This window comes from Baaleninema sp. (genome assembly GCF_049974805.1).
Classification (GTDB): Bacteria; Cyanobacteriota; Cyanobacteriia; order Cyanobacteriales; family Geitlerinemataceae; genus Baaleninema.
On the sequence record NZ_JBNGCO010000006.1, the window covers coordinates 16,736 to 41,230 of the forward strand.

Below are 24,495 nucleotides of genomic sequence, written 5' to 3' on the forward strand. Positions count from 1 at the left end.
GAGAAATTAGATTCAGGTAAGCCAAGAGATAGGCGATCGAGGACTTAAAACTCTTTCAAAAAAACGCAACTCGCGAGTTTAAAACACTTCGTTTGACGGTGGGATTTCAGCGGACGAGGTCTGCGTCACTTCAACGATCGAATAACCCGGTACTAACGTCGCCGCTTCAGCATCGCTCCAACGGACGAGCCAGTTCGGTTGTAAGCCAAAGACGACGAGTAACAACGCCAACACGATCGCCGGAACGCGATCGCCCCACTGCACGGGGGGTAAATCGATAACAATATCGGACAAACGACCGAAAAATACTCGGTTGACCATCAGCAGGAAATACACCGCCGTCAACCCCGTTCCCACCAAACACAGTAACGTCGCGATGGGGAACACGGGGAAACTACCGCGAAACACCATAAACTCGGCGATGAAGCCCACCATACCGGGAATTCCCGCACTGGCCATCACCCCGACAATGGTCAAACTTCCCACGAGGGGCAGACCCCGTTCTGGATTGAGCAACCCCCGCAATTTGTCGATATCGCGAGTTCCAGTCTTTTTACCCACCACGCCCACGAGTAAGAACAGCATGGCAGAAATCAAACCGTGGCTGACGGATTGGGCGATGGCGGCTAACAGGCTCAAATGGGTGGCCGCCGCAGCCGCCAAAAGAATGTATCCCATATGGGCGATCGACGAATAGGCCACCATTTTCTTCATATCCTGTTGGGAAATCGCCGTCAGCGCCCCGTACAACACGCTAACCGACGCCCAAATCGCCAGCGTCGGCGCAGCGACCGACCAACCCTCGGGAAACAAGCCCACGCAGAACCGCAACAAACCGTAAGTTCCCAGTTTCAGCAACACCCCCGCCAACAAAACTGATACGGGGGTCGAAGCTTCCACGTGAGCGTCGGGAAGCCAAGTGTGAAACGGGAAAATGGGGATTTTGATACCGAAGCCGACGAGCAATCCGGCTAAGAGAATCAGTTGCGTCGTCACCGGAAGACTTGCTGTCAAATTCGGGTTGTAATCGAAGTTTTCCGCCCCCGTCAGCCACACCCATCCCAGGAACGACGCCAGGATGAAAATACCCGATACGGCTGTATAGAGTAAAAATTTCGTCGCTGCGTAGCCTCTGCGTTTTCCGCCCCAGATCGCAATCAAGAAATACAGGGGAATCAGTTCGATTTCGTAGAACAGGAAAAACAGCAGTAAGTCTTGGGCGAGGAACGCCCCCGAAACGCCAGCGTTGAGCAGTAACAGCAGAGAATAGTAAAACCGGGGACGTTCGAGATTCGGCCCGCTGGCGAAGACGGCGATGAGGGTCAAACCGGCGTTGAGAACCAGTAGCGGTAAAGAGATACCGTCAACGCCTAAGTGATAGTTCAATCCCAACCACTCCACCCAGGGAAGGCGTTCGGTGAATTGCATCCCGGTTTGGGTCAGGTCGAACTGTGCGGCGAGGGCGAGCGTCCACAGCAGCAGTCCGGTAAGGGGAACGAGGGTGAGGCTGCGAAATCGCGACGAGGGAAGCGTCGCGGGGAATAGAAAAATGAGAGCCGCCCCGAGAACGGGAACGAGAATTAACGCACTGAGCATTCGTCTTTTTCAGAATTGAGCATTGACAATCGACTGTTGATAACGGAGCCGTAGGGTGCGTGACGCGGCTTGAAAATGTTGTATTTTGACCGTAACTTGAGATTTTCCGCGTCACGCACCGCCCTCAACCGCTAGATGAGAAGATTTCACACCATCCCATCATCCGGTCATTCCATCATCTCCCCATCTCAAAACGGCCAGGTCAAGGCCAGAAAGACGAGAACGCCGGTTCCGACGAGAATCGTCAGGACGTAAAACTGAGATTGACCGGAAACGCTGTATTTGAGGGCTTGACCGCTGAAAATAGCCGCCCATCCGACGAGGTTCACGGCGCCATCGACGATGTAGCGATCGAACCCGGCGGCCAGACGAGAAAATAACGCCACTAACGCCACGACGGTGACTCGATAGATGCGATCGATATAGAAGTCGTAAGCGAGCAAGTCTTGCCAAAAGCGCACGAGAATGCGGCGCGATCGCGCCCCAGTCCGCTCGAGGGGAATGAGACTTCCCGCCATGACGCCGAGGAAGCCGCTGAACACCAGCAAGGGAACGCCGAACTGAACCAGGGGATTGTGGGAATATTCCCAAGGCCCCGCCCAGGTTAACAGCAGTTGCCAACGTTGCAAAATCAGCGGAACCAACAGCGTCACCACGATGAGAGAGACCATCGGAACGGCCATCGGCCAGGGAGCTTCGGGAGCGCGACGGGTTTTCGGTTGAACCGGCCCCAAGAAGATCGATCGAAACACTCGGGTCAAACTCAAGGCGCTCAATGCGTTCACGACTAGCAAAATCGACACCAGCCACCAAGGGATATCTTGAAAGCCGTTGACCCAACGGCGAAGCGTCCAGAACCCGCCTAGGGGAAGCAAGGCGACGAGTCCGGCGGAACCGACGACGAAGGACGTGGTGGTGGCGGGCATTCGCGACCACAGACCGCCCATTTCGGTAATGTTTTGGCTGTTTGTGGCCAGAATCAAGGAGCCGACGCTAGTAAACAGCAACGCTTTGGCAATGGAGTGGGTAAATAGCAGCAACAGGGCGATATCCACTTGTCCGAGACCGACGGCGATAAACACTAAACCCATGTAGGCGCTGGTGGAGTGGGAGAGAGTCCGTTTGATATCGATTTGAGCGATCGACATCAGGGAGGCGCCGATGGCGGTAATCGTACCGATGACGATGAGGCTGTCAGCGACGACGGGAGATAGGGTAAAGACCGGTTGCAGGCGAATGAGAACGTAGGCGCCGGCCGAGACGACGACGGAGTTCCGCAAAATCGAGGCGGGACTCGGACCTTCCATCGCTTCGTCCAACCAAAGGTTGAGGGGGAATTGAGCGCATTTACCAATCGGCCCGGCAATGAGTGCCAGTCCCAGCCAAGTGGCCGTCCAAAAGGGCAGCGGGTTGGATTCCGCCCAGGCTTCCAGTTCGCTGAAGGTTAATCCGGTGCCGTAACTCGACAGGGCGACCAACCCCATTAGCAGCAAGATATCGCCGACGCGCTTGGTGAGGAAGGCGTCTCGCGCCGCCGTTACCACTAGGGGTTGGGCGTACCAGAACCCCACCAGGAGATAGGTCGACAGGGTGAGCATTTCGAGCAAGCCGTAGCTGAGAAATAGGGAATCGCTCAGGGCAATTCCGCTCAAGGCGGCTTCAAAGAAACCCATCATGCCGAAGAACCGTGCCAGAGACCAGTCTTTTTCCAGGTAGCCCAGGGCGTAGAGTTGGGCGACGAGGCTGATTCCCGTCACCAGTTCCATGGCCCCGAGGCTGACTTGGGAGATTTCGATCGCCAGCGACAAGTCCAAGTCTGCGGCTTGCAGCCAAGAAAATATGAGTTGTTGGGGTTCGCGATTCCAGGTTTGGAAATAGGCGATCGAACCGTGGGCGAAGGCCGCCAGTGTCATCAATAGGTTGAGGTAGGCCGCCGGACGCTGTCCAGTACGCTGCACGATGCCGAGAGACCACGGTAACGTTAAAATCGCACCGAGCAGCCCGTAAATGGGGACGAACCAACAGGTCTCCAAAAGAAAACGAGTCATTATAAAAAAATCTGTAAAACGGACAACCATTACCAACGCACGCCGCGATCGAGTCCAACTGCACCGATCGCCCGCTTCGGGACTCTCCCGCGCGGAAGATGCGGTTGTTGTCGGTTTCGCAAACGATCGGTTCGGGTGTCGGTTCGATCGATCGAACGCAGCAAATTTATCGCCGCTGCCATGGCTGGCAGGGGCGAAAGTCACTCGATCGATGAAAGGATAAAGAAATTATAAGGCAGTTCAGAACGGCCAACTGAGAATCCTCGCGATCTCGAGAACCTTGCTCGGGAAATTCGGCCGTTAACTTTTATTAAACCATCCGATTTAAAAATATCATCTTGATTTATATTGTCAAAGGTGCCAAAGTTTCCTACCCTTTGTATTGGGATTGAATAATTTCGCCTTCCCCGTCCAAAAATTGCTGGGTTACTCGTTTTCGGTACTCTGAGAGGACTCGACTCGCCTGTGAAAGAAGCCAACAGTTGTGTCCGAGACACAGCCACAGGGAGGACGAGACCGAACCGTCGAACAGAGCCGAAACGTATTAACCGGGCTGTTTTTGCATCGATTGTATTTTGTCCGCGTTTTTCGATCGGGCTTCAGGAATATTAAGGAGCGTCAATATGTCAATTGCGGTAGGAATGGTTGAAACGCTGGGATTCCCAGCGGTGGTTGAAGCGGCTGACTCCATGGTCAAAGCGGCTCGCGTGACCTTGGTGGGATACGAAAAAATCGGTTCGGGTCGCGTGACGGTGATCGTGCGCGGCGACGTTTCGGAAGTTCAAGCCTCCGTGGCCGCTGGAATCGATGCAGCCAACCGCGTCAACGGCGGTCAAGTGCTATCGACGCACATTATCGCCCGTCCTCACGAGAACTTGGAATACGTTCTGCCGATTCGTTATACCGAGGAAGTCGATCAATTCCGCACCTATTAAGTTCGCGTCGCCTGACTGGTGGTCTGCGCTCGCAGCTCGAACGACCGTTTGATGGCTGAGGTTTGCATCACAGGCCAACAGAAACGCGATCGAATTTGAGAGGAAATCAGAAATTTCAGGAGTTTGAAAGCATTATGTCGATTGCAGTAGGAATGATCGAAACCCTCGGGTTTCCAGCGGTGGTGGAAGCCGCCGACGCGATGGTGAAAGCCGCTCGCGTGACCTTGGTGGGATACGAAAAAATCGGTTCCGGTCGCGTAACGGTAATCGTGCGCGGCGACGTTTCGGAAGTCCAAGCCTCCGTCGGAGCTGGCGTCGATAACGTCAAGCGCGTTAACGGCGGCGAAGTCCTCTCGACCCACATCATCGCCCGCCCCCACGAAAACTTGGAATACGTGCTGCCGATTCGCTATACCGAAGCGGTCGAACAGTTCCGTGAAAGCGTCGGTTCGCCGCGCACCATCCGCCGTTAGACGGAAGACTTAGCGAATGCAGATTGCAAAAGTATGCGGCACCGTGGTCAGCACCCAAAAGCTCGATAGCATGAGGGGTTTGAAGTTGTTGGTGTTGCAAACGATCGACAGCGACGGCCGACCCCAACCTCAATACGAAGTGGCGGCGGATTTAGTCGGCGCTGGGGTAGGGGAGTGGGTTCTCGTCAGTCGCGGCAGCGCGGCGCGAGTGGAATCGGGTCGCGAAGATTGTCCGATCGACGCTTTGGCTATCGGCATCATCGACACCGTCAGTGTGGAGAACGGGCAGCTCTATAACAAAAAAGACCAATACTAAATGACGTGACGGTATCCCCGTCAAAACTTGACCCGAACCGCCTGTAAGGGGCTCGAGTCGAACAGGTTGAATCTGGGAGGATCGAAATAGTTATGGTTGTTCGCAAGCGCGCGGCTCCACCGCCATCGCGGTCGCGGGAGCTTGGCGAACCGAAAATTCATGAAACGGCTTACGTCCACTCCTTTGCAAATCTCATCGGAGACGTGACCGTCGGCGAAGGTGTCGTTATCGCTCCAGGCACGTCGATTCGGGCTGATGAGGGGTCTCCATTTTATATCGGAGACCGCAGCAACATCCAAGACGGTGTCGTCATCCACGGATTAGACGGCTCTAAAGTCCTCGGCGACCGACAGAAAGAATATTCGGTTTGGATCGGTCGAGACACCTGCATCGCTCACATGGCCTTGATTCACGGCCCGGCTTACGTGGGAGACGACTGTTTTATCGGATTCCGATCGACCGTCTTCAACGCGCGAGTCGGGAAAGGCTGCATCGTCATGATGCACGCTTTGATTCAAGACGTGGCGATTCCACCGGGCAAATACGTCCCTTCGGGGGCAACGGTAACGACGCAGGCTCAAGCCGATCGCTTGCCGGACGTGCGAGATGTCGATCGCGCCTTTGCCGCTCGCCTCTTGGAAATTAACGCGGCACTGCGCGAGGAAGCCCAGCGATTCGACAGCAAGAGCGAAACCTCGCCTGTGCGAGATCTTAAAAGTGACGAGCTTCGACGAGCTGTATCCAGCGATACGTCAGTAGGGAAGATGACTTTCAATCGAGAAACGACCGAGCAGGTCAGAAGACTGCTTCAACAAGGATATCGAATCGGTATCGAACACGCCAACGCCCGTCGGTTCAAAACCAAATCCTGGCTGACGGCCGGAACGCTATCGAGCCATCGCGCCGATAGCGCCCTATCGGAACTGAAAGGCGTTTTAGCCGAGTACGAAGGCGAATACGTGCGCGTGGTGGGGATCGACCCCGATGCTAAACGCCGCGTGGCTGAAATTATCGTGCAACGGCCGGGAGAATCTGCCCCCACGGGGAACGGATATTCCGGTGGCTCTTCTTATCGGGCTAGCCGTCCGGCTGCTGCCAGCGTCGGACGCGGGGGTAGCGTTGACTTGGATGGCGACGCGGCCGAACAGGTGCGATCGCTCTTGCGAGCCGGTTATCAAATCGGCGTGGAACGCGCGAACGCCCGTCGCTTCAAAACCAAGTCTTGGTTGACCGTCGGTACCCTGGAAAGCCGTCGGGAAGCGGACGCCATCGCCGAACTGAACGAGATTTTGGCGCAGTTCCCGGGCGAATATGTGCGCGTTATCGGTATTGACGAGGGCGCCAAACGCCGCGTCGTCGAAACCATCGTGCAACGCCCCGACGGGTCTTCGACACCTACGAAAACCGCTGCGACGAAAGTGGCTGCGGTGACGGGAAGCCATAGCGCCACCTCCTATGGCGGTGGAAGCACGGGTCTGAGTCCGGAAACGGTCGACCAGGTGCGATCGCTGCTGTCTCAGGGCTACCGCATCGGTACGGAACACGCCACGCCGCGACGCTTTAAAACCAAGTCTTGGAAGAGCTGCGCTCCCATTCAAGCGACGCAAGAACGGGAAGTGCTGCGGGAACTCGAAGCCTGCATGGCCGACCACGCTGGGGAATACGTGCAGCTAATCGGCATCGACCCCGGCGCCAAACGCCGCGTGTTGGAAACGATTATTCAACGCCCCGACGACAAACCCGCACCGTCGAGCGGTTCGCGAACGGCTGCCAGTTCCACAGCTCAAGGGTTCGGCGCTAGTGCTGCCAGCTACCAAGCCTCGAAAAACGGTGCGTCGAGCGATCGCCTCGATGGCGAAACCCTCGACCAGATTCGATCGCTGTTGGCGCAGGGTTGCAAAATCGGCACGGAACACGCGACGCCCCGTCGGTTTAAAACTAAATCTTGGCAAAGCTGTTCCCCCATCGACAGCACTCGCCTGTCGGATGTGGTTCCCGCCCTCGAAGCCTGCTTGCAGGAACATGATGGCGAATACGTGCGGCTGATCGGTATCGACCCTAATGCCAAGCGTCGGGTGACTGAAACGATTATCCAACGTCCGTAACACCGCGACTCGTTCAGTTCGAGGGGAGAAATCGACGCGGACGCAACGCCACGACAGAACGGGAGGCAACTGCCATCCCTCGATTTCTCCTGCCCGAACGCGAGATGCCTTGGTAAACTTCTGACCGATTACCCGAATGCAACGGCTACCGATATCTAGTTTCGATCGCGTCAGCGGAGCGGAATTCTCTCGCGACGATCTCTATGTTTCTGGGGAGGTCACGATTCATCCGAGTGCCGCCATCGCGACGGGCGTGGTTTTGCAAGCTGGTGCCAACAGTCGGATTTCGATCGCGGCGGGGGTTTGTATTGGGTTGGGAACGGTGATTCACGCCCACAACGGATCGATCGACATCGAAACCGGGGCGAATTTAGGGGCGGGCGTGCTGTTGGTGGGCGCGTGTAAAATCGGCGCTCATGCCTGTGTGGGGGCGGCGTCTACGGTTATCGATCGCGATATCGCAGCCAATTGCATTTTGCCCACGGCCTCCATCGTCGGCGATCGCAGCCGCCCCGTGGTTGGGGAAACCTTCGTCGAGGACGAGACTGCCGAACCTTCTCCTTCCCCGGAGGGCGATCGAACGGAGTCGATGGATATCCCTCCGGACAACACCGAACCGCAACCGGAACCTGAGACGCCCTCGGAATCCGAGACCGAACCGGAGGACTACTGGCAAGACTCCCCGGAAAAGACTGAATCTTTGGAAAATACGGCGCCAACCGATCGATCCGACCCGTCGATCGAGGAGATTTCTGAATCTGAAAATTCCTCAGAGACTCCCGCTGAGGTGAGCCACACGCGAATTGTCTACGGCGAAGTCCATCTGAATCGGATTTTAACGACGTTATTTCCCTATGCCAATCGTTCTGAGTCCCAGAACGAAGAAAATCCGTAAGGGGCGGAAACTTTACCGTCCCCCGGCGGTTTTTCTCCTGCCCTTGACCCCAAAATTGTAAATATTTTTTGCAAGAGTTGCAGTAACACCCTAACTTTCATTTCTAAATGTAAAAAAAGTCCTTGAGTCTCCCAGGCTCTCAGAGAAGCCCGATCGGAGGCTGGGGGAGTTAATTTCAAAATCAGAGGTTTTTTCGTCCGTTCTTCCTGGCGATCGGACAGGTTTTTCTATGTTTGCATTCTTTACCTTTTGTGATATTCCGTTACAGGTAGATTTGCATTAGTTAAACTAATCCGAATGAGAAAAAAAAGAAATCCAGATATCCTAATAAAGGCGAGATTTTTTTAAGAAAAAATCCCGACCCGTGTTAAGATATGTCTCGGTAAGGAAACATTCAATCCAAACTGTTGGCTTCAAGAACTTCTCGAATCTCGATCGCTTTTCGAGCGATGCGTTCGCGGCAATGAAATTCCGTAAAAAAGCGGTAACGGAGAGCGCAAAAAGTTTTGACCAGTCAAGCGGTTCGCTGGGGACGGGTTTTGACCCGGAAAGACTGTCGAGACCGAGAAGCAAACAGGCTTAGCCTGTACAGTGCGACCAGACAAAGCCAGTCCCGATTCCTGGCGCTCGTGCCGAACGGCGGTCGGCACGCCTCTGACATCCGCAGCGATGGAAGAGCAGACAGCGGGACAGACGCTTACGACGGTCAACGGTCGCGTTCTGTCGATATTGAACCTCTGATATTAAGGAGATAGCTGAGGAAATGGTACAAGCGAAATCAGCCGGGTTTGAGGCAGGCGTTAAGGACTATCGCCTGACGTACTACACCCCCGACTACACCCCCAAAGACACCGACCTGCTGGCGTGCTTCCGCATGACTCCGCAGCCTGGCGTTCCCGCCGAAGAAGCGGGTGCAGCGGTAGCCGCTGAATCCTCCACCGGAACCTGGACGACGGTGTGGACGGACGGACTGACCGACCTCGATCGCTACAAAGGTCGTTGCTACGACATCGAAGCCGTCCCCGGCGAAGACAACCAATACTTCTGCTTCGTCGCCTATCCGCTCGATCTGTTCGAGGAAGGTTCGGTCACGAACATCCTGACCTCGATCGTGGGGAACGTTTTCGGATTTAAAGCCCTCAAAGCCCTGCGCCTCGAAGATATCCGCTTCCCGGTCGCCCTCGTCAAAACCTTCCAAGGGCCGCCGCACGGCATTACCGTCGAACGAGACAAACTGAACAAATACGGTCGTCCCCTCCTCGGTTGCACCATCAAACCGAAACTGGGTCTGTCTGCGAAGAACTACGGTCGCGCCGTCTACGAATGTCTGCGCGGCGGTCTGGACTTCACCAAAGACGACGAAAACATCAACTCTCAGCCCTTCATGCGCTGGCGCGATCGCTTCTTGTTCGTCCAAGAAGCCATCGAAAAAGCTCAGGCTGAAACCAACGAAATCAAAGGTCACTACCTCAACGTGACCGCGCCTACGTGCGAGCAAATGATGCAGCGCGCCGAATTCGCCAAAGAAATCGGCACCCCCATCATCATGCACGACTACCTCACCGGTGGTTTCACCGCCAACACCACTCTGGCTCGTTGGTGCCGCGACAACGGCGTTCTGCTGCACATTCACCGTGCCATGCACGCTGTGATTGACCGTCAGAAAATCCACGGTATCCACTTCCGCGTCCTCGCCAAGTGCTTGCGCCTCTCCGGTGGCGACCACCTGCACTCCGGTACCGTCGTCGGTAAGCTCGAAGGTGAAAAAGGTATCACCATGGGCTTCGTCGATCTGATGCGCGAAGACTTCGTCGAAGAAGATCGCTCTCGCGGTATCTTCTTCACCCAAGACTGGGCTTCCCTGCCCGGCGTCATGCCTGTGGCGTCCGGTGGTATCCACGTGTGGCACATGCCCGCACTGCTGGACATCTTCGGCGATGACTCTTGCTTGCAGTTCGGTGGTGGAACCCTCGGACACCCCTGGGGTAACGCTCCCGGTGCAACCGCCAACCGCGTGGCGCTCGAAGCTTGCGTCCAAGCTCGTAACGAAGGCCGCAACCTCATGCGCGAAGGTGGCGACATCATCCGCGAAGCTGCTAAATGGTCTCCCGAACTGGCCGTGGCTTGCGAACTGTGGAAAGAAATCAAGTTCGAGTATGAAGCGGTTGATACCCTCTAATCGCTGAAAAGCTGCTAGTGGTTGTAACGAGCGTTTGTATCGCGAGCGTTATGACGACTAGCACCGCAAGGCGAGGCGGTTGAGGGAGGGTTAGGTTCGATGTATCCGAAAAAAGTCGCAAACCAGACCGCCGAGGTCTTACAAAGTTATTTGACCTATCAGGCGGTTCGGACGATTATCGACCAGTTATCGGAGACGAACCCGTCTCAGGCAATTTGGCTCAGTCAGCGTTCGGCGGGAAACCGCATCCAAAAGGGCGAAGTTTTCCTGCAAGAATTGATGCAGGAAAATAAAGAGATGGTGTTGCGAATTTTGACCGTTCGCGCCCACTTAGCCGAGGAAATCTTGGATTTTCTTCCGGAGATGGTTCGATCGAACATCTCGAACTCGAATACTGACTGTCGCCGCCAAATTCTAGAGCGTTTGACCCAAACCGCTGACTCGTCCTTAGAGTCTTCTACGGAAACTCATCCGGAAATTGAGTCTAACGACTCTCAAGATTGAATTCCGACACGACCTTTAGGAGTTATTTGAGATGAAAACGCTGCCGAAAGAGCGCCGCTACGAAACGCTGTCTTACTTGCCCCCGCTGACCGACCAGCAAATCGCTGCTCAAATCCAATATATGTTGGATCAAGGGTTCATCCCGGCGGTGGAATTTGAAGCCGATCCCCTCCCCGGCGACCACCACTGGACGCTGTGGAAGTTGCCCCTCTTCGACGCTCGCACCCCCCAAGACGTTCTCAACGAAGTCCGCGAGTGCCGTTCTGAGTACTCCAACTGCTACATCCGCGTCGTCGGTTTCGACAACATCAAGCAGTGCCAAACGGTGAGCTTCATCGTTTACAAACCCGGTCAAGGTATCGGCCGTTACTAAGGTTCTCGCGAATCTTTAACGCTGGTATTTTAGGCTAGTGAAACCCCATCGATCGCTTTATGAAGTGCGATCGATGGGTTTTGTTTTGGGATGTTAATTTTAATTAAAAAGACTTGACAAGTATCGATAGTTGTATTGCCGTAATGCAGTTTCTCCTTTCTCTGCCATAACCTCTCTGTGTCCTCTGTGTCTCTGTGGTGAAGAATTATTGAAACCCACCATATCGGAAAAGGATGGAGTATACCCTAAGATAAAATCAATCAATCGAAAATATTGCGTCTGAGGCGAAGACCGAGTAAGAAGGCAGATGACTCAAACTCTTCGATTTTCCATCCGAGAAGCGGCAACAGTTGTGTTGGCAATGTGGAACGTTGCGGGTTCCGTGGCAGCGCAAGTGGTTCCCGATGCGACGTTACCCAGTAATTCGGTGGTGAGTCTTGATGACAATACGTTTGTTATCGAGGGGGGAACGGCGGTTAACGGGAATTTGTTTCACAGTTTCGAGCAGTTTTCGATTCCCACAGATGGCGGAGCGTTATTTAATAATGGGGTGGGAATTGAGAATATTTTCAGTCGCGTGACGGGAAGTTCGATTTCGGAAATCGATGGGGTTTTAGGGGCAAACGGGACGGCGAATCTGTTTTTTTTGAATCCTAACGGGATTGTTTTCGGTCCGAACGCGCGGTTAGAGTTAGGCGGTTCTTTTGTGGCGTCGACGGCGGACAGTGTGGTGTTTGAAAATGGGGTGGAGTTTAGTGCGAGTTCGCCTCAAATGGAGTCGTTGTTGGTGGTGGATATTCCGGTGGGGTTGCGGTTGAGAGATAATCCTGGGAGTATTGTGAATTGATCGAGGGCTGAAAGTAGCGATGGTTCTGGGTTTGGTTTACAGGTTCCGTCGGGAGAAACGTTAGCTTTAGTGGGTGGGGATATCGCACTCGATAGTGGAAAGTTAGAATCTTTTGGGGGAAATATTATTTTAGGCGGGTTGCGAGAGTCGGGATCGATCGAACTCAATTCAGATATTTCATTAATTTTCCCAGAAACATTAAAATATTCAGATATTCAAATCCAAGAATTTGCAGGTGTTGATGTTCGAGGTGCTGGCGGCGGCAATATTTCAATTTATGGAAACAATATTAATATTTTAGAAAGTAGTTTTCTCTCGGCTGGTATTGCTGCTGGTTCTGGGTCTACTGAAAGCCATTCTGGAGATATTTCAATTGAAGCACAAGGAACAGTGGTGTTAGATAATGAAAGCTTAATTAACCACGAAATTGAAATTGAAGGAGTTGGTCAAAGTGGGAATATTAAAATTAACGCCAACCAAATTCAACTCACCAATGGTTCTCAAATCACAAACAAAACTTCAGGAGAGGGAAATGCCGGACAAGTTTTACTCAGCGCCGATCGATCGATATTACTCGATGGATTAGGTAGTCGGTCTGAATTCCCAAGTGCGATTTTCAACTATGTTGGAGAAACGGGTGTTGGCAATGCTGGAAATATTTATCTGACTGCCAATGATATTCGACTAACCCACGGTGCATTTCTCAACAGTACAACTCAGGGGCAAGGAAATGGTGGGAATATAAGACTTGAAGCCAATGGAGAAATATTTTTTGGAGAATCGATATTAGATACTCCCTATTCTTATGTTTCTTCTATTATCAGTTTTTCACTTCAAGATACTATCGGTGATACCGGAAATATAGAGCTAATCGGAGATCGAGTCCATCTGTCAGACGGCGCAATCGTGTCGTCTGAAATACGAGGTGTTGGTAATGCTGGAGATATTAGGATTGAAGCTAGAGAAGTCAACATCGAACAAACGAGCTTAAGAACGTTTACGCAAAGTGCTGAATTTGAATTTTTAGACGATATAATTCGAGACTTAGTTTTTCATGAAGGAGCGATTGGCGACGCTGGAAATATTCAAATTGAAGCAGATTCTATTTTTCTAAGAAATGCTGAACTAAATGTTTCGAGTGGAAGTCAGGGTAATGCAGGAAGTGTCATCATAAATGGAGGAGAATTAATTTCGATTGAAGAGAGTTTAATTCTCAGCAGCTTGGGAAGCCGCGATACTTTGATAGTTACTCCGGTGGACGGAGCAGAAATGCTACCTATACCAATCGGTAATGCTGGAGAAATTAATTTAAGCGCCAATAATATATTTTTAAATCAGAGTTCGCTTCAATCATTGACTTTGGGAGAAGGAAGTGCCGCAAATATTAATTTAACTGCACAGGACACCGTTTCAATATCGGGAATTGTTGGATTAAACAATCAAATTGGAAATATCGTGACAACGGTAGGACAAGATTCCACAGGACAGGGTGGCAATGTTGTTATTGAAGCTGGAACAATTTTATTTGACGATCGCGGACAGATTAGCACTTTTTCAAGAGGTATAGGTGATGCGGGCAGTGTCACCTTAGATGCTCAATTTGATATTATTATGAGAGGCAATCCAATTATTTCTTCAGTTTTTTGGGGTGCAGAAGGTCTAGGTGGCGACATTTCTTTCTTGGCGGGTAATTTAATTGTTTTAGATGGAGTAAAAATTGGAACTAGTGTTAATGAAAATCGAACTATAGAGGAAATAATAAGTAATACAGATGGAATAATTTCAATAACGGAAAGAATAGTTCCCTCTCGTGGAAATGGTGGCAACATCACTATATCTGCACGAGAGCTAGAAATTTTAAATGGGTCGAATCTTAATACTTCTACAAATTCAATTGGAAATTCTGGGGTAATTTTTTTTGATATTGAAAATCTAATTACAATTGCAGGTACAGATTTAGAAGGTTTTCCGAGTCGGGTATCAAGTAGTGTTGGGGAAACTGCAAGCGGAAATTCCACCTTTATTCAAATTGATACTGAAGACATGATAATTGCGAATGGTGGAGAGATTATAACCAGCACTTTCGGTCAGGGAAATGCAGGAAAAATAAATATTAATATTTCAGATTTATTAACTGTAAATGGTTTAACTATTCCGATCGTGCCGGAATCGACTTCCGAATCCATAATAGCTACTCCTATCAATGTAAATAATGTTGCTGAAAGTATTGGTGGTATTCGAGATGTTGAAGATTCTATTTATATTACTACAGTCGAATCTAATTTAAGTGGTTCGATCGAAGCCTTGCCGAGTCGAATTGTCAGTCAAGTTGAACCTGAAGCGAGCGGACAAGGAGGAAGGATTGATGTTGTAGCAAATCGTTTATTTTTGCACAATACAGGTCAAATTAGTACGAGTAGTGAGGGAGATGGAGGAGCGGGAGACATTAGTATTCGATCCGAATCTCTTCGGATGGATGAAGAAGCACTTCTGAGTTCGGAAACGATTTTTGGTAATAGTTTAGAAGAAGGAAATGGCGCAATCGAGATTGACTCACAAGACTTAGTTCTACGCGATCGCACTCGCATTACCACCAATGCTTTTAACAACGCCACCGGAGGCGATATCAACATCGATACCGGAGTTCTCGTAGCCATCGACAACAGCGATATTACCACGAATGCCGATGCCGGAAACGCGGGAATTATTACCATTACTGCCGACGGAATTCTCGGTTCGCAATTGCGAACTCGCGACGAACTCATCGAAGCATTAGGCGAAAATCTCACCGTAGAAAGTCCCAGCGAACTCTTAACCAGCGACATTACCGCCATTTCCGTCCGAGACGCGGAACTCAACGGACAAACTCTGTTTAATACTCCCGATGTTGACAGTACTCAAGGCATTGCCGAACTTCCCGAAACTGTCGTTGACCCGGACGAATTACTCTCACAAAATCCCTGCGTTCAGGGTCAAAGCAGCGAATTTACCGACATCGGACGGGGAGGATTTTCAGCCAGTCCCGACGAACTTCCTAACACCATCGAACTTGAAGCGGATTGGATTGAAGTGGTGACAGAGGAATCCTCAAATTCAGCGATTTCCACTTCGCCACCGGACACTTCTGAATCCGCCGAAACCCTCGTTCCCGCTAGGGGATGGAGACTCGACGAAACGGGACGAGTGGTGTTGACTGCTGACGATCGATCTCAAAATCATGTAGAGTCTTCTTTCTCCTCCATCTCGATCGATCGAACGCAATTTAGCCATCGCTGTTCACCAAATTAACACTTTCAGGAATAATAAGAAAGTCTGACGTTGCTCTGTCAAAATTGTGCATCGCTTTCTCACCGTCCTCGGCTCTTCCTTCACCCTTCTCGTTACCTTCTTAAATTCCGCAACCGCTCAGTTACCTAACCCCAATACACCGCCACTTCCCACGCCGCTTCCTAGCGAAATTCCCGAGGAGGTCGAGCCGCCTCTGGATACGGAAATCCCGCCGCCTCCCGCCGTTCCCGAGGAAACGGAGGAAAGGCTTCAATTGGAAATTCGCGGTTTTGATTTCCAGGGAAGTACGGTGTTTGATGAAGAAGATTGGAGGCTTTTAAACGAGGCGTTACAAGGTACTTTAATCGGCGTTCCTATTGGATTTGAGAGACTTATTGAAATTGAAGCGATCGTTGGCGAACTCTATCGAGCCGGATGCGATTTTTCTATCGATTCTTCGAGCCGCGATGATATGGCGGAGGTCGAGCGTTCTACAACTCGCAACTTAGAAGACGTTTTGCGGGAACTGAATCCCGATGGCTGTTATCTCAATTCAGGAGCTGTTTTAGTAGCCGGAGATGGATTTGATGTCGAGGCGGCTATCGTTCCTGTGCGAATTGTTGAAGGTCGCGTTGAAAATGAAGACCTGATTATCGATATTGAAGGTTTAAATGAAAGTTATATTCGCGGTCGCTTGCAGTCGGCGTTAAATCCGCTCGATCGCAACGCTTTACTCGAAGCTTTACAACTGTTACAACTCGACCCCCATATCGATCGCATTTCCGCACAACTGTCTGAAGGGGGACGTGCCGATCTCGCCGTTCTCAACGTCGGTGTTTTGGTGGCGGATAGTTTCGATTTGCGCCTGTTTTCGGATAACGGACGGGCCCCCACCGTCGGGACGTTTCGCCGAGGGATACAACTGTCCGACAACAATTTATTGGGAATTGGCGATCGCGTGAATCTTGCCTATACGAATACCGATGGCAGTCACGCCGCCGATCTCAGTTATACGTTCCCGCTGAATCCTCGAAATGGAACGCTAGAAATTGCAGGCGGACTGACGGATACGAACGTCATCGAAGAACCGTTCGATCGCGTCGATATTGAAGGAAACTCTCGCTATTTTGAGTTAAGATTGCGGCAACCGTTGCTGTTAACGCCGACGACAGAATTCGCCTTGGGACTGACGGCTTCTCGCCAAGAAAGCGAAAGCGAACTGTTAGGAGAACGGTTTCCCCTTTCGGCGGGAGCCAACGAAGACGGGGAAACGCGAATTTCGGCGTTACGCTTTTTTCAAGATTTTACGCATCGAGGTGGAGAATCGGTTTTTGCGTTCCGTTCTCAGTTAAGTTTGGGGTTGGGAGCATTCGATGCGACGGTGAATAACGATCGACCGGACAGTGAGTTTTTCGCATGGCGGGGACAGGCGCAATACGTCCGTCGTTTGTCGCGAGATACGCTCTTGTTTCTGCGATCGGATTTGCAGTTTGCCAACGATGCCTTGATGCCTTTAGAACAGTTTGGTATGGGTGGATTTCGCAGCGTTCGCGGCTATCGACAGGATTCTTTGTTGGTCGATAATGGCGTTTTTACGTCGGCAGAAATCCGAATTCCGGTGTTGCGGGTGTCTGAGGTAGATGGACTTTTACAAGTAGTGCCGTTTGTGGATTTTGGTTGGGGTTGGAACAGTGGAGACCGCGAAGATCCCGACCCAAATACATTAGTGGGTTTGGGGTTGGGGTTGCAGTGGCAAATGGGAGAGCGTTTTTTGTTGCGATTGGATTGGGGAATTCCGCTGACGGATGTTGAGTCGAGCGATCGAACCTTGCAGGAAGATGGGTTGTATTTCTCGGTGGAGTACAACCCTTTTTAGTGGGTTGAGGAATTTTTGGGTTAAAATGCGGTTGAAGCGATATCTGAAGCCAGATCCCCGGCATCTTGGAGATGCCGGGGATCTTGTGCGATCTGGTGCCGATCTTGCGATCGATTAGTTGTTCTGGGGGGTTCCCATCAAGGCCGATAAAATTGTGGTTCCGACGGCGAGGAGTCCCATCGATCGAGTCGTTCCCACAGTCGAATCGGCGACAATGTTGCCGTCGGTATCGATGACCATGCCTTGTACTTCGCCTACACCTTGGTAATACAAGATGAAACCATCTTCCAACTCGTCATAACCGACATAGGAGGCAAAGGGATGGTATTCCTCGATGAGGCTTTGAAACATTTGGTGCATTAGTGTGATGGAAGCAGACATTGCTCATCTCCTTAACACTAGGGTTCGATCGAGCCAAGGTTCGCGAAGCGTTTTGGCTTGTACTCTTATATCGGGAAGACTTGTGGAAATTATGCAGGTGACATGACGCGATGGATTGAGTGTGCCTCAAGGTTTCTAGATACCCGGCATCTTGGAGATGCCGGAGATCTGAGACAAGACTCGAAATTTATGTAAATTTAAAGAAACGTAAAGGATATCGATCAACCGATTTCTTGTAAAATCCAAACAACTTCCTCAAAACTCGATCGATCGTCCCGGCGAGGGGATGGAGGTTGATGGAAAACGGCCGGGTGGAGTTTATCACTGAGGCTACGACGACTCAGCTTTTGAGAAGTCAACCCCCACGATCGACTCCTCAAAATTGCACTTTCCCTTAAGCCTTTTCTGAGATTTACCGCGATTACCCGCAAACCGATCGATAGGATAACTCTCGTGACTCAACCGCAAAGATTTTCCAAGTTTATCCGAAAATTTCGCCAATTTCACAGACGTTTTTTACCATTCTGTTTGGCGTTTTTATTTGCAATGTCGTGGGTGGGAGTTATGGTAACTTCTGCGGCGATCGCGCGAATTCCCAACGGTTCTGCGTTGCTGTACAGCCAAAACAATGGGATAGATTTAGTCGATCGCGCGAGTCAACTCTATGGAAACGGACAACTCGAAGACGCGGCGGCGTTACTCGAACAGTCGATCGCGATGTTTGAATCCCAAGGCGACACTCTCAATCAGGCGATCGCATTGGCAAATCTCTCTCTCGTCGAACAACAACAGGCGCAGTGGGAAGCGGCTAAAATCTCGATCTCTCGAAGTCTAGAACTGCTTAAATTATACCATAATAATAGTGAAAATAACAGTGTAATTTTAGCGCGATCGCTCGACATTCAAGCACAGTTACAACTGGCGATCGGACGCTCGGAGTTGGCTTTAGAAAGTTGGCAAAGATCCAGTCAAATTTATACAGAACACAACCAACCGGGAAATGCCCTCGCCAGCCAAATTAATCGCGCCACGGCGATGCAAAACTTAGGCTTACATCCCCGCGCCTGTCAAACGTTACTGACGGCGTTAGACATTCGCGATTTGGAAAGCGAACCGGCCATCGATATCGATTTATCTCGGAAGTGGGAATGTGCGTTACAACCTGGGGAACTAGAGGCTTTAAAAAAACGGTTCGATCGTCAGTTGGAAACGGAACCAATTTCTGAATATTTGAGAATTCAAATGCGAGGCTTGCGGAGTTTGGCGGACGTTTTTCGTGCCGTGGGAACGTTGGAGCGAGAAAAACGCAACGATATCACGACAGATATTGAAGTGGATGGCTCGAAAGAACTACTCGATTGGCTGTTTGAGTTGGTTAAAACAATCGATTATCTTCCTGAAGAACGCGCCGCCATTGCACTCAGTTTAGCCGATACCGAACGCGCTTTAGCGCGTCGTTATCGCGTCCGCAAGATAGAGAAAAGCAAAATTGAGAATTTGGTTCAAAATGCCAAATCTCATTATCAAGAGGCGATGAATTCTCCGAAGCAAATTCACCGCGTCCGCGCAGTCGTTAACGCATTGGTGTTGTGGGTAAATTTTGAAGAGTTCGACCCCGATATGACGACAGAAATTTCGACACATTGGACTGAATTACAAACGCAATTTCGCCAGCTTCCAGCGAGTCAAGATAGTATTTACACGCAATTGCATCTGGTTCGTCAGTATTTTCGCACCTCTCAACAACGCGGCGATGAAGCGAATCCTTATGGGTTTATGAGGGAGGCGGAAATTGAGGAAATTCTCGATCGAACAGAACGTCAGGCGGAAACGATCGAAAGCGATCGCGCCAAAGCCTATGTGTTGGGATATCGGGGACAGTTGGAGGAAGATCGATCGCAGTGGGAAAACGCCGAACAATTAACTCGTCAAGCGATTGCGTTAGCGAGGCGAGATACGGCGAACGATGCGGCTCCGGAAATTAACTATCGTTTGTTTTGGCAATTGGGACGTATTTATAAGGCTCAGCAACGAACGGAGCGATCGATTTCTGCCTATTCTCAGGCGTTTGATGCGCTCAAATCGATTCGCCGCGATTTAATTGCGATCGCCACTGAAAGTCAGTTCAATTTCCGCGATAGTGTCGAACCGCTGTATCGTCAATTTGTCGATTTGTTGCTCGATCGGCAGTCGGAACCCACGGTTGAAAAACTCCAGAAGGCGCGAGAGGCGATCGAAGCGTTACAGTTGGCCGAGTTAGACGATTATTTTCAGGATGCCTGTTCGGAAATTCAAGCGACCAATTTAGATAAAATTGTGGACGAATCGACGGAGCGGACGGCGGTTTTTTACGCGATTCTCTTGAGCGATCGCTTGGAGATTATTCTCAAACTTCCCAATCGAGAATTGCAGCATTATTTTACAGAACTTGAAGATATTCGATCCTTTAAAACTGAAATTGAGGAATTTTACGAATCGGTTTCCGATAAAGCTTCGGAAGGGACTCGGCTTCAATCGTATGACATATACCAAAAGCTCATTCAACCCGTTCGAGACAACTTAGAATCTAGTCAGATTGAAACACTTGTTTTTGTGTTAGATGGCGAACTGCGAAATATTCCAATGTCAGCCTTGTACGATGGTAAAGATTATTTAATTGAAACCTATGCGATCGTGTTGAATCCAGGTTTACAATTGTTGCCTCCTGAGTCTTTGAATCAGACTGAATATAAAGCTCTGACGGGAGGAATGAAAACGCCACCTGACGAGATTGAAGGAACGGGATTCGATCCCCTCCCGAATGTTGGCACAGAACTCTCAGGTATTCGCGATCGACTTTCCGTCGTCGAAGAACTATTAGACAATCGCTTCACCGATCTAAATCTCAGTGAAGCCGTGAAAAACTCTAACTTCTCAATTCTACATTTAGCCACTCACGGACAGTTTAGTTCTAACCCTGAAAACACCTATATTGCACTTTATAATAACCTCCTCAATACGAACGAGTTTAGTAATTTACTACGCAGTTCCCCGCAAACCATTGAACTTTTAGCATTGAGTGCCTGTCAAACTGCAAAAGGGGATAATCGAGCGGCGTTAGGACTTGCAGGAATCGCAGTGCGATCGGGAGCAAAAGCAACCCTCGCCACGCTATGGAAAGTATCCGATCGATCGACCCGTAAATTTGTCAGTTACTTTTATACAGAACTGAAGGAGCATCCCGAAAAGAGTAAGGCTAAAGTCTTTCAAGAGGCACAAAAACTCACCCTAAATGACTATGACGATCCTTACTACTGGGCACCTTTTGTTATAATTGGAAATTGGTTTTAGAGTCAAGGAGATTCGGAGATTGGAACACAGCAAGGCAACAACTCAAATTCAGTGGCATCGATGAGATCGACCTCGCTATCGCTCTCGTTGATGTCGATCGCATTGAGATTGCCATCGATAAGCAACTGATTCCAACTTTCTCGGAAGCCTGGATTGTTCAAATCAGACATCAGTTGTTCTGCTCTTTTATTCAAAAGATCGTACCAAATTTGATTGTCTGGATAATCCCCTGGATTAACGCGGAAAATTACACCATTGACAGAAGTACTCGATGGTCGAGATTCTTCCCCCGGTAAACAGGACATTTTTAAATACCACCGATATGTCCGATTTATTTTCAAAGCATAGTCTTCTGTTTCGGGAAGTTCAACTTGGATGATTCCAGGTCGATCGGGTAAAGCGACTTCCACCCGATAAACATCTGGATTGAGATCTTCAGTATCTGCATCCCTTAACACAAACTCAGCAGTTTGAATACCTTCGGGTAAGTTGGAAATGACAAAAAAGAAACGCGGATGGGAAAGCGTTGTCAATTCCCAAACTCCATCACTTCTAACGATTGGAATTAAAGCGATCGACGTTGGACAAATATCTTCGTTTTCTCCCCCTCGTTCGCCTCCATCGACAATATCACCATCAGGGTTTTCACCCGTGGGATTATTCGCTGGAGGTTCGTAGTGAATCAAGCTAAAATCTTGCAAATTTTCAGAAAATTCTAGTGTGTTGGACTGTGAATAGATAGCCAAAGCACTGGAAGAGATAGACAAAATAAATATCGTCAATGCTAAACTTTTAAGATTCATGGTTTTTGGGATTCGATCTAAAAATTTACCGAGTTTAGATTATTGGCGAATCCACTTTGATTTTAGCCGAATCAAGAGGGGTGTCAATACTAAGGTCAATACTGAAGGGACTAGCGGAATCCAGACACTCAATTGAAAAAAGGCTGCGTAAACGATTCCTAATCCGAACACCGCAAGTCCAATAATTCGGAGTTGAGACTTTTTTAAAAAGGTTGCATAAATTTGGAGTACAACACCCACCCATGACCAGAGACTAATCCAGGATAATTCTAACCAGAGCGGCCAAACTTTAATTAAAGGTCGATCATCGAGAACTGCACTTAAAATTTGACTCACCATCTGTGCTTGTAAATAAACGCTGGAAATTTCATTGGATTTTTCAAAATTACTATAAGGCGTAATAAAAGTTTTTTGTATTCCACCAATTATAACGATTTTATTTTTGACTAACTCAGGTCTAACCTTATTTTCTAAAAAACTTTTAAGATGTAAAGATTCAAACACTTCACTCAGAGATTCAGAACGATAGTATCTTCGATAGTTAAGCATAATTTGATAAGCACCTGCATTTTTGATGTCTTGATAGGCAGCGATAGGGATGTTAAGTGGAGATATTGTTGTTGAGTTAAATTGTAAAGGTTCAACTGAACTGACTTTGAGATGCTGGCGCGGTAAAAGTTTCCAATGAACCCCTTTTTTATACAAGTAATGTAATGCCAGATTCGTAGACAAGCTATATTCAGCTAAGCAATTTGAATTTTTCGGGTTGATAATTTCAACAAATTGGCGGCGAACGATCTTATCTTTATCTCTTAAAATATTAATAGTGCCAATCCGGTGACTCGATATTGGAATTTCAGGGGGTGGATCGATTGCTATATTTTCACTGATATTGGCATTACAAATAAAAAATAAATTTTGAGTATTTTTTATGGCTTCAGCAAGTTCGGAATACTCAGGAGAAGTGGAAAAATCTCGGTAAATGTTTAAACCGATTGTTGTGGCGTTATGCTGCTTCAAATATTTTAAAAGTCGTTCGAGTGCTTCTTCTGACAAAGAACCATTACCCTGCATATTATGTTCTTGCTGATATTGAATATCTTCGTCATTGATTTCTACAACAAGGATACGATCGTCCTTTTGCATCTGCATAGGTTCAATTCGCCACTGCATCGCTAAATCGTAAGCTTTCAGTTCCCAGGTTTCCAGCCAACCTAAACTGCGAATGCCAATCACAAAAAGACTGACAAATAAAGGAATAACAACATAGTTAATCAAACGTTGTTTTCGAGATTGTATCCTCGAACCTCTCCGACTCGGCGGACTTCGCAAGTCAGGGGTCAGTTCGCTTTCTTCAAATGCGGAAACTGCACTCACTTCCGTTGAAACCGCCGAGTCACCGGAGGTATTTTGAAAATCTCGCCACAGCGGTAAATCCAAACTCGGATTTCTGAAAATCGTGGGGAGCCAAGTGGCACTCGGCCAGTCGAATTCTTCGTCTTCGAGTTGTTCCCTGGCTCGACGAACCGCTACGGGTAAAGATGCGCCTTCTCGATACACTCTTAAGAACGCTCTTAAAAAATGTTGCGCGATACGATCGCTCACAGGTTCCCGCATGACCACTATCGCAGGAACTTGTAAATCTACTAAGTTTCGCGCAATTCCTAACCCCTGACAGGAGTTAAACAGTGCCAGTTGCAATCCGTTGGAAGCAGCTTCTCTAACGGAGTTTTTAAATTGCTCGATCGAAATACTTTGATGTTCGTCAATGAAAATTCGACCGTCGATATTTTCCGTCGTACTATGACCGATAAACACCAAAATATCCCATCCCTGAGACTCCCGTAGGGAGGGAAAAAACTCTCGGACTTGATGTTTTTCCAGAAAACGTAAATCCGCTAATCCCAATGTTTGTAATTGCAACAATTCTGCGCGATCGCGGGTATAGTCAATTCCCGTGTCGTCCCCCATCATCGCCAGAATTCTCGGCTTATCTCGGTCTCGGGGTCGATCGACCTTAATGGTACGCTGGTAATCTAAGGGTGCAAACGTGACTTCAATCCCTCGCCGCTCTTGCAAAATATCCCAAACGTGCCACGGTAACTTATATAAAAGGAGATTATCAGTTTTAATGACAAAATCTTGACAATCGTTCAAAGATTCGATTAACGATTCGCGGATTTTTATCCAATTGAATTTCCACGGATCGAGCCAAGTTTTGACCTCGGTTTCGAGTTGTCGTTTTAAGCCTTGACAAAGTTGCCAGTAGGCCTCTCGATTTTGAGAGGTTTTGCGGCTCACGGGTAAGGTTTCATCGAATTCAAGAGCAGAACGCCAAAATCCTGTATCTCTAGAAATACGAACGAGTTGAGTTAAGTTAACTTGTAATTCTCGATACAGCGAAGGAATCTCAGGACGAGGCGGTAACTTACCAGAACATGCTCGATAGGGAGTTTCGATCGACACATCAAATCCCGATTCAAAGTCACCCTGATAAATATTTAAAACAATTCGATCGCTGACATTCACAATTTGAATGAAGCTCGTCTATATTTTTATTTTCTCAT

At 49.3% G+C, this 24,495-nt stretch carries 18 protein-coding genes; 12 read left to right on the forward strand and 6 right to left on the reverse strand.

The features are described from left to right. Window positions 1-78: 78 nt before the first annotated feature. The 3 genes from ACP5D4_RS02375 to ACP5D4_RS02385 all read right to left on the reverse strand — a co-directional run bounded on the left by ACP5D4_RS02375 (window position 79) and on the right by ACP5D4_RS02385 (window position 3,826). On the reverse strand, window positions 79-1,596 hold the full coding sequence (locus tag ACP5D4_RS02375) for an NADH-quinone oxidoreductase subunit M (protein WP_428010018.1): 1,518 nt from the start codon (window positions 1,594-1,596) through the stop codon (window positions 79-81). A 188-nt stretch (window positions 1,597-1,784) separates the two neighbouring features. Continuing rightward, window positions 1,785-3,644, reverse strand: coding sequence for an NAD(P)H-quinone oxidoreductase subunit F (locus ACP5D4_RS02380; protein ID WP_428010019.1), 1,860 nt, complete (start codon window positions 3,642-3,644; stop codon window positions 1,785-1,787). 29 nt (window positions 3,645-3,673) lie between these two features. After that, on the reverse strand, window positions 3,674-3,826 hold the full coding sequence (locus tag ACP5D4_RS02385) for a hypothetical protein (RefSeq protein WP_428010020.1): 153 nt from the start codon (window positions 3,824-3,826) through the stop codon (window positions 3,674-3,676). A gap of 441 nt (window positions 3,827-4,267) precedes the next feature. On the opposite strand from ACP5D4_RS02385, the gene ACP5D4_RS02390 reads away from it, so the two are divergent. The 11 genes from ACP5D4_RS02390 (at window position 4,268) to ACP5D4_RS02440 (ending at window position 17,414) form a co-directional block, all read left to right on the forward strand. Continuing rightward, window positions 4,268-4,579 carry a carbon dioxide-concentrating mechanism protein CcmK gene (locus ACP5D4_RS02390; RefSeq protein ID WP_017662623.1) on the forward strand — a complete coding sequence of 104 codons (312 nt, stop codon included), beginning with the start codon at window positions 4,268-4,270 and terminating at the stop codon, window positions 4,577-4,579. A 134-nt stretch (window positions 4,580-4,713) separates the two neighbouring features. Beyond that, on the forward strand, window positions 4,714-5,052 hold the full coding sequence (locus ACP5D4_RS02395; RefSeq protein WP_428010021.1) for a carbon dioxide-concentrating mechanism protein CcmK: 339 nt from the start codon (window positions 4,714-4,716) through the stop codon (window positions 5,050-5,052). Window positions 5,053-5,068: 16 nt separating this feature from the next. Next, a complete protein-coding gene (locus ACP5D4_RS02400; RefSeq protein WP_428010022.1) occupies window positions 5,069-5,368 on the forward strand; it encodes a EutN/CcmL family microcompartment protein in 300 nt (99 codons plus the stop codon). A 92-nt stretch (window positions 5,369-5,460) separates the two neighbouring features. After that, complete coding sequence (locus tag ACP5D4_RS02405; protein WP_428010023.1) at window positions 5,461-7,473, forward strand: ribulose bisphosphate carboxylase small subunit; 2,013 nt, start codon at window positions 5,461-5,463, stop codon at window positions 7,471-7,473. Between the two features lie 136 nt (window positions 7,474-7,609). Further along, a complete protein-coding gene (locus tag ACP5D4_RS02410; protein WP_428010024.1) occupies window positions 7,610-8,368 on the forward strand; it encodes a hypothetical protein in 759 nt (252 codons plus the stop codon). Between the two features lie 763 nt (window positions 8,369-9,131). Beyond that, complete coding sequence (locus ACP5D4_RS02415) at window positions 9,132-10,547, forward strand: form I ribulose bisphosphate carboxylase large subunit (protein WP_428010025.1); 1,416 nt, start codon at window positions 9,132-9,134, stop codon at window positions 10,545-10,547. A gap of 99 nt (window positions 10,548-10,646) precedes the next feature. Then, window positions 10,647-11,051, forward strand: a complete 405-nt coding sequence (rcbX, locus tag ACP5D4_RS02420; RefSeq protein ID WP_428010026.1) for a RuBisCO chaperone RbcX — start codon at window positions 10,647-10,649, stop codon at window positions 11,049-11,051. A 31-nt stretch (window positions 11,052-11,082) separates the two neighbouring features. Next, entirely contained in the window at window positions 11,083-11,424 is a 342-nt protein-coding gene (locus tag ACP5D4_RS02425; RefSeq protein ID WP_017662630.1) for a ribulose bisphosphate carboxylase small subunit, read from the forward strand. A gap of 307 nt (window positions 11,425-11,731) precedes the next feature. Next, window positions 11,732-12,271, forward strand: coding sequence for a filamentous hemagglutinin N-terminal domain-containing protein (locus ACP5D4_RS02430; protein WP_428010027.1), 540 nt, complete (start codon window positions 11,732-11,734; stop codon window positions 12,269-12,271). A gap of 69 nt (window positions 12,272-12,340) precedes the next feature. Then, window positions 12,341-15,559: a beta strand repeat-containing protein gene (locus ACP5D4_RS02435; protein WP_428010028.1), complete on the forward strand. Its 3,219-nt coding sequence runs from the start codon at window positions 12,341-12,343 to the stop codon at window positions 15,557-15,559. Window positions 15,560-15,605: 46 nt separating this feature from the next. Further along, complete coding sequence (locus tag ACP5D4_RS02440; protein ID WP_428010029.1) at window positions 15,606-17,414, forward strand: ShlB/FhaC/HecB family hemolysin secretion/activation protein; 1,809 nt, start codon at window positions 15,606-15,608, stop codon at window positions 17,412-17,414. A gap of 114 nt (window positions 17,415-17,528) precedes the next feature. Here ACP5D4_RS02440 and ACP5D4_RS02445 read toward each other — a convergent pair whose 3' ends face one another. Beyond that, the gene (locus ACP5D4_RS02445; protein ID WP_063714508.1) at window positions 17,529-17,795 is read right to left on the reverse strand and encodes a hypothetical protein; all 267 of its coding nucleotides are present in this window, start codon (window positions 17,793-17,795) and stop codon (window positions 17,529-17,531) included. A gap of 564 nt (window positions 17,796-18,359) precedes the next feature. On the opposite strand from ACP5D4_RS02445, the gene ACP5D4_RS02450 reads away from it, so the two are divergent. Then, on the forward strand, window positions 18,360-21,125 hold the full coding sequence (locus ACP5D4_RS02450; RefSeq protein WP_428010030.1) for a CHAT domain-containing protein: 2,766 nt from the start codon (window positions 18,360-18,362) through the stop codon (window positions 21,123-21,125). Between the two features lie 2 nt (window positions 21,126-21,127). Here the strand turns inward: ACP5D4_RS02450 and ACP5D4_RS02455 are convergent, their stop codons facing one another. Together ACP5D4_RS02455 and ACP5D4_RS02460 are read right to left on the reverse strand one after the other, a co-directional pair. Continuing rightward, window positions 21,128-21,928, reverse strand: a complete 801-nt coding sequence (locus tag ACP5D4_RS02455) for a DUF928 domain-containing protein (RefSeq protein WP_428010031.1) — start codon at window positions 21,926-21,928, stop codon at window positions 21,128-21,130. 39 nt (window positions 21,929-21,967) lie between these two features. Further along, window positions 21,968-24,457: a CHASE2 domain-containing protein gene (locus tag ACP5D4_RS02460; protein WP_428010032.1), complete on the reverse strand. Its 2,490-nt coding sequence runs from the start codon at window positions 24,455-24,457 to the stop codon at window positions 21,968-21,970. Window positions 24,458-24,495 lie beyond the last annotated feature (38 nt).